Consider the following 5,564-nt stretch of genomic DNA (forward strand, 5'->3'; position numbering starts at 1 on the left):
TATTATCCGGCTTGGTATAGTCAACTTTGACAGCTACATTATCTTTAGGCGTCTGATTTTTATAGTTAAAGGAAAATCTATCCAACCCTTTAGAATCTTTCCCAGTCACACTTGCAGCTGGAGTCGTGACAAAATTACTAGCGTTTTTCGGGGCTACAATGTTTAAATCCAAGTTATCTATATCATCTGTCGGAAAAAATATGTAGTTAAACGTCTTGTTTGGAGCAGACGAACCATTATCGTAATAAAATTCTAAATAGGCCGGATACTTCTGGTTAGGAGCGATGTCTTTGGTAATTTTCCAACTGAGCTTCACTTTGTTATCGCCTAGATCCTGAGTGGTATACGGCTGGCAGTCATGACCCCCCTGGGCAGTAATTTCACAGGCCATACCTACTTCCGCTCCCTTAGGGATGATAAAGGAAATAAGGGTGTCTTTCTTAATAGTATCTGTCCCAGGATTAATGAAGTCCCCTTGATAAATTACTAACGTTCTTGGGTCATCATATTCTGGTTTGACATCCACTTGAAAGTTTGTGGCTTTTAGACTGCCACTCTCTGCCCACGCGACATTGGGGCTTAGATAACTTATACTTAAGCTTAGGAGAAGCAAAACTATCGTTATAAGCAACTTTGTATTTCTTTTCACTTTTTAATCTCTCCCTTGTGTTGTGAAGTTGTCTAATCGTTAATGTCCCAGATTATAACCTCGATCCGATAGATGTGGCTTAAACTCAGGGAAAGAGGGATAGGTGGCTACCCTATCCCTAAGTCCAAAAAAGAAATGTTATATAACATAGCATCACGAAAAATGAACTAGCCTATTTACTCTTATGACCACCGCAGCAACCCGCGTCACCTGTACTTTTATTCTGTAGATCTTTCTCAGGACTATCGTGCCGCTGCTCATGTTTCTTCCCACCGCCACAACAACCCGCTCCTGACCGATGCATAAAGAACATTATCGCGATGAACAAGAGAATCCACCAGTTTTGACTAATAAATTGCCACATTTTAATTCCCTCCCAAAATAATTTATTTCCATTAAACCCACTAAAAAGATAAAACGCGTTCACATACCCAGAGGCAAACGAGGCAGGAACTTAGCCAATCGTCTCTCCCCTTTGCAAATAACAAAATTCCTACACCCAAGACATTTCTCCCTAGCAACCTTGTCTGACTATCCCTAATAATACTTACACAATCCGACTAAGCTGTGAATGAGTTGTGAATTTCTTATGAACAAAAAAACTTTTTTTTGTCTAATTTGTTCTAGACAAACAGGGGCCAATGCACATTAATGCCCGTGGATATCTTTCTGTTGCTGTTGCTGAGATGGTGGGATGACGGCTGAGATCGCTTGAGGCAAGGATGTAATAACCAAAATAATCGAGATAATGGAAGATATAAGATACACCCACGCAGCAGGACGGTCATTACTCCACTTACGTTTAGCAACGCGAATAAACCACGCTGAAATGACAAGGGAAACTAGTAAAAAGATAATCTTTGTTGACGGAGACAGCGATAATAGACCTGAGCTTAGAGTGGTTAGACCCAATGCGATCAAAAGAGTATGAACCCAGTGGTGCGAAGAAGCTATAATTGCAAACAGAACTGAACCAATCGCTTTAATTATGCCTCTATCCTTTTTTACTTTTACGTCCTGAACTACTTCGCTTTTGCTCATATGTGACCCTCCTAAGTAACTTCTATGAGCTCAGTATAACTATTTGATTCGATTAACTCATGAAAAAGTTATGAATTTCTCATGAAAATTACCGCATCACCATTTCCTTTGGCAAGATAATTGTAAATATTGTTCCTTCACCAAGTTTACTCCAGACACTGATGTGGCCCCCATGGGTTTCGATAATTCTCTTGACAATAGCTAACCCCAGTCCAGTCCCACCCTGCGATCGACTTCTGGATTTGTCTCCTTTATAAAACCTCTCCCAAATCATCGGTAAATCCTCAGGTGCAATCCCTAGGCCTGAATCTTTTATTTCAATCAGCACATTATCGGCCTTGTGCCCTATGGTAATTACAATTTCTCCCCCTCTAGGAGTATGGCGGACGGCGTTATCCAAAAGATTGATAAATACTTGTTTAAGCCTATCACTATCTCCCCAAACAAGCGGAGTTTTTCTGCTAATATGAAATATTAACTTGACTCCTTTTTCTTCAGCCAGCGTGCTAAAATTGCTTTGCACGGAAGAAGCGAGTAATTTTAAGTCAACATAATTCATTTTAAAATCTTCATATCCCTCCTCCATTTTCTTTAAATCTAAGATATCTGTGATCAAACGTTTGAGACGTGCAGTTTCCTCATAAATATTATTTAGGTAAGAACTTTTCTCATTTGCATCAACAGCAAGGTCATCCTGTAAAGCTTCTGTAAAGGCTTGAATAATGCTTAATGGAGTTTTCATTTCATGGGAGAGATTAGAAACGAACTCCCTACGCGTCTGATCTAATCTTTCCAGTTGGGCCAGCTTTTCCTGGAGTTGACCGGAAAGCGTATTCAAAGAATCGGCCAGAAGACCGACTTCATCAGTAGTGTTAATCGTTATCCGACGGGAAAAATCTCCATTGGCCATCGCCAGAGCAACCCGGCTCATGTTGCGTAATGGTTCGAACACCTTCTTAGAAAAGAGAAAACTGAGCGTAATGGCAAGGCCGAGCCCACCCACTGTTGAATAAACTGTGATCGTTTTAAAGACAGCCAGTTGCCCGGCCAATGGTTCGATTGGAACATGGATTACCACTGCACCTATCAAACTTTGGGGATCCGTCACCGGAACCCCTACCGTAAGAACCTGGGTATTGAAGAAGGGGTTATTTCCCTTGTGAAAAACCGTTTCTCCACTCAACAGCTCTTTTATATCATCTTTAGTTAGAGGACTATAAGTAGGATTAATAGGTACTAAAGATGTGTCTTTGGTACTTTTAGCAAAACCCTCAGATGATTGGACAATTCCCTTCTTATCATAGACCATGATATTTCCTTCAATAAAATCAGAGGCCATTTTTACTTTAAGATCCATCGCCTGACTGTCATTTTCAGTGCTAGTAAAGTTAGCCACCTTTCTAGCTAAAGACGTTAATTGTCTGAATTGTACATCGTAGTAAATCTTATCCATAATACTAGTATGAACGATCCCAGCTACCCCAATAACGATTAATGTGAGGATATTTATCACTATCCAAAGCTTTGTTACAATGCTGCTTGACTTCATCCTCATCCCCACTTCATCAATCTTCGTCTGCACTTACATCGACCTTCAACACTGTTTTCCCTTCCTTTTTACCAAACTGATTCGCTAGAGATAAGTTTTTCCCAGAGCATTAAATTCTAACCTGGTTATAGATTGAACAGTGATTTGACTAGCCACGATAATTGATATATATCTAATGGGGTATAAAATGCCCTTTACGACCTTACAGTTGTTATGGGTAAATATTATCATGGACGGACCTCCAGCCTTAATCTTTGGGATTAGAACCGCCGAGAGAACATTTGCTGGAAAAACAGCCCATCAAGAGAAATGCTTCTATTGTAACTAAGGACATGCTGTTAAAAATTGTTTCCAACGGTTTGTTTATTGTAACTGAACTGATTTTAAACGTTGCAGATTTAATGCGCTGGAGAGAAGACATTTTCTCCAACGCATTTTTGTTTGTCCATAGGTCAAACATCCAGTCCTACCAGAAAGATACCGATGACCTTACCCCAGATGTCCCAAAATTGACTAACTGGAAGTGGGTTCGTCCCCCGTCCGCATTCCACCGTAAATCCCGGGCGTCGCCAGTCTTGAATGAACCAGTCCTTGTACCCAGCATCACTTTCGACGTACCGGATAGATTCGTAGCCGCTAACCTCAACGAATCGCTGTACAATATAAAGTGATTCAGCCGGTTCTAACCCTCTGTAGCCCCAATAGATTTCTTCTCCTTGTGTATGAAAAGCGATCACTAAGCGAAAATTGTGAGAACGGGTAAAGTTGGCCATCGCTCTTGATTCCGGTTCTGAGAGGGGCGACGGCCCCGGATAGTCGCGAGGAGCCGGGGCCGTGCCTGCCCGCCTGGCAACTTCAACATCCCATCTTGCTGGGAACTGGTCATTCAAGTCAACACCCCGGAGATTAGCTTTCCATCCCCCAAAATCGCTGGAACCTCTATTTATCCTCATGACTGCATCATAAAATGGATCCGTTGGCTGAATACCATTTTGCACAAGTTCTACCCCGTCTGGATTTACCATAGGGACAATCCATAAAGATGTTCTCTCAAAGAGATTCTTTATATTAAAATGTCCAATGTATCGTCCTCCTTGATAGGCTTTAGCATAAACCTCTAAAAACTTCATTAACAGCAACGTTGTTATCCATTCATTGGCATGGAATGACCCGTTATAATGAACTTCCTTTTTGCCGTTACCAATCTGAACTGCAGGAATAGAACGTCCTGCCACTGTTTTCCCAATCGTGCTTACTTTAATAATGAAAGGATAAAACTTTGACAGGGCATCCAAATCGGACATCATTTCATCATAGCCATAACTCTCTTGAGGGACTACAATGGTTTTACTAGGAACATTTATTTCCTGCCCAGGCATGATTAGAGATGGATTCTTAATATTGGGATTGGCAGCTAGCAGCACATTAACAGTTAGTCCATATTTCTTAGCAATTTGATATAGAGTTTCCCCGCGCTGCACAACATGCTTAATTGTCGGGTTCATAAACATCCTCCTCCAGTAGCATCTTATTCATGCTTTTGAAGAAATGAGTTTATCTAACAGGTGTTTTAAAATTGTTATCCAAATATCACGATGGCGCTAACAAGAAAAAAGGCCAGCAATAATTTGTATGGCTGACCCTTTTCGTTACTTTTACACTTTTATCTTTTACTGAGCTTCTGGAGTTTCAGGTGTTACCTCTGCTTCTACTACCGTGACACTCACTGTTTCACTCATGGCCTTGTCTGGTGCTTTGGCAATGATCGAAAGCTCATCGCCTTCGCCTAGGATTACTCCTTCGTCTAAGGTCACCGTATAGGCACCTGCTTCATCTGCTGTCGCTGTGCCAATGACAGTTTCGCCTCTCTTGACGCATACAAATGCCCCAGCTTCAGTAGTTCCTGAAATCGTGGAATCTCCAGCTCTGACCGTTCCTGTTACTGTCGGTGCTGTTGTCAGCTCTAGCGGTGCGGCTACTGTGACACTCGTGGCGTTACTCTCGCTCTTGTCTGGTGCTACGGCAGTTATCGAAAGCACGTCTGCTTCGGCTAGGGTTACTCCATCGTTTAAAGTCACCATGTAAGTGCCTGTAGTTTCATCAGCTGTCGCTGTGCCAATTTCGATTTCGCTTCTCTTGACACTTACCGTTGCCCCTGCTTCAGCAGTTCCTAAAATCATAGTTTCTCCAGCACCGACGGTTCCCATGACTGTCGGTTATGTTGTTTGCGCTTCGACTACTGTGACACTCACCGCTTCACTTATGGCCTTGTCAGGTGCTTTGGCAATAATCGAAAGCACTTCGTCTTTAGCCAGGATTACTCCT

Annotated in this window: 6 protein-coding genes and 1 pseudogene; 1 reads left to right on the top strand and 6 read right to left on the bottom strand. The window is 41.9% G+C overall.

Annotated features, from left to right (window positions below; genetic code table 11):
- The 4 genes from JL57_RS07925 to JL57_RS07940 form a co-directional block, all read right to left on the bottom strand.
- Positions 1 to 649, bottom strand: a 649-nt coding sequence (locus tag JL57_RS07925) for a hypothetical protein (protein ID WP_034141521.1), incomplete at its 3' end; no start/stop codon positions are given.
- Between the two features lie 172 nt (positions 650 to 821).
- Positions 822 to 1,013: a hypothetical protein gene (locus JL57_RS07930; protein ID WP_034141522.1), complete on the bottom strand. Its 192-nt coding sequence runs from the start codon at positions 1,011 to 1,013 to the stop codon at positions 822 to 824.
- Positions 1,014 to 1,297: 284 nt separating this feature from the next.
- Positions 1,298 to 1,690, bottom strand: coding sequence for a hypothetical protein (locus JL57_RS07935; RefSeq protein ID WP_034141523.1), 393 nt, complete (start codon positions 1,688 to 1,690; stop codon positions 1,298 to 1,300).
- 88 nt (positions 1,691 to 1,778) lie between these two features.
- Positions 1,779 to 3,272, bottom strand: a complete 1,494-nt coding sequence (locus tag JL57_RS07940) for a cell wall metabolism sensor histidine kinase WalK (RefSeq protein ID WP_291299835.1) — start codon at positions 3,270 to 3,272, stop codon at positions 1,779 to 1,781.
- 248 nt (positions 3,273 to 3,520) lie between these two features.
- On the opposite strand from JL57_RS07940, the pseudogene JL57_RS36310 reads away from it, so the two are divergent.
- Positions 3,521 to 3,568 (top strand): annotated as a pseudogene (locus JL57_RS36310) (hypothetical protein); the annotation flags it as partial.
- Between the two features lie 123 nt (positions 3,569 to 3,691).
- Here the strand turns inward: JL57_RS36310 and JL57_RS07950 are convergent.
- Both JL57_RS07950 and JL57_RS07955 read right to left on the bottom strand, forming a co-directional pair.
- Positions 3,692 to 4,744, bottom strand: a complete 1,053-nt coding sequence (locus tag JL57_RS07950) for a M14 family zinc carboxypeptidase (protein ID WP_034141525.1) — start codon at positions 4,742 to 4,744, stop codon at positions 3,692 to 3,694.
- Positions 4,745 to 4,909: 165 nt separating this feature from the next.
- Positions 4,910 to 5,446 carry an Ig-like domain-containing protein gene (locus tag JL57_RS07955; RefSeq protein WP_291299836.1) on the bottom strand — a complete coding sequence of 179 codons (537 nt, stop codon included), beginning with the start codon at positions 5,444 to 5,446 and terminating at the stop codon, positions 4,910 to 4,912.
- Positions 5,447 to 5,564: the final 118 nt, after the last annotated feature.

The organism is Desulfosporosinus sp. BICA1-9, assembly GCF_000802135.1.

Coding starts and splice junctions, on each gene's coding strand:
- JL57_RS07930 (WP_034141522.1), bottom strand. CDS start 1,013: ATGTGGCAATTTATTAGTCAAAACTGGTGGATTCTCTTGTTCATCGCG.
- JL57_RS07935 (WP_034141523.1), bottom strand. CDS start 1,690: ATGAGCAAAAGCGAAGTAGTTCAGGACGTAAAAGTAAAAAAGGATAGA.
- JL57_RS07950 (WP_034141525.1), bottom strand. CDS start 4,744: ATGAACCCGACAATTAAGCATGTTGTGCAGCGCGGGGAAACTCTATAT.
- JL57_RS07955 (WP_291299836.1), bottom strand. CDS start 5,446: ATGGGAACCGTCGGTGCTGGAGAAACTATGATTTTAGGAACTGCTGAA.